This is a genomic window from Streptomyces sp. 3-6, from assembly GCF_056323165.1.
In genome coordinates this window covers 1-891 of sequence record NZ_JBWHZP010000052.1, presented here as the reverse complement: position 1 = coordinate 891, position 891 = coordinate 1, and the positions used below count along the sequence as shown (strand labels likewise).

Here is an 891-nt window from a genome sequence, read left to right as displayed (position 1 = left end):
GGTGATGTTTCAGGTGGCTTGGGGGGCGGTGTGAGGTTGGAAGAACGTGCCGTCGCGGAGCATGGCGAACAGGACGTCGACGCGGCGGCGGGCGAGGCACATCAGGGCCTGCTTGTGCCGTTTGCCCTCGGTCTTCTTCCGCTCGTAGTAGGCCCTGGAGGCCGGGTCGGAAAGCGAAGCGAACGCGGCCAGGAAGAAGGCGCGTTTCAGGTGCTTGTTGCCTCTGCGGGACGGGCTCTCACCTCGGATCGAGGATCCGGATCTTCGGGTCACCGGGGCGAGTCCGGCGTAGGCGGCGAGGTGTCCGGCGGTGGGGAAGGCGGATCCGTCGCCGACGTCGATGAGGATCCTGGCTCCGGTCCTGACGCCTATCCCCGGCATCGACGTCAGGAGCTCGGAAAGAGGGTGCGATGTGAGCAACTCCTCAATATCGGCGGCGAGTTGCTTGCGCTGGTCGAGCAGGGCCGCCAGGTTCTTGGCGAGCTTGGGGACGATCACCGCGGCCGCGTCGGTGCCCGGGACCACGACGGTCTGCTCGTCGAGCGCGGCGAAGATGTTCTCGACCAGCCGCTCGGCCATCCGCGGGGCCTTCGGCCGCAGCAGCGTGACCAGTCGGCGCCGGCCGGCCTTGCGGATGGCCTTGGGCGAGCCGAACTGCTCCAGCAGGGTGAGGACAGCCGGGTGCTGGATGCGCGGGCCGATCACGCGTTCCAGGTGCGGGTGGATCTGGGTGAGCAGGCCGCGCAGCCGGTTCGCGACCCGGGTGACCTCACCGGCGAGGTCGTCGTCGAAGCCCACGATCATGTGGAGCTCGGCGATGGTCTCGTCGTCCAGCTCGATCGAGCGGAGCGTGTGGGGCATGGTGCGGGCGGCGTCTGCGATGATCGCCGC

General features: G+C 68.7%; 1 protein-coding gene. It reads right to left on the bottom strand.

The window, feature by feature from the left end:
• Positions 1–9 precede the first annotated feature (9 nt).
• The coding region (locus AC02VZ_RS26030) for an IS110 family RNA-guided transposase (protein ID WP_476476560.1) at positions 10–891 on the bottom strand (882 nt) is incomplete at its 5' end.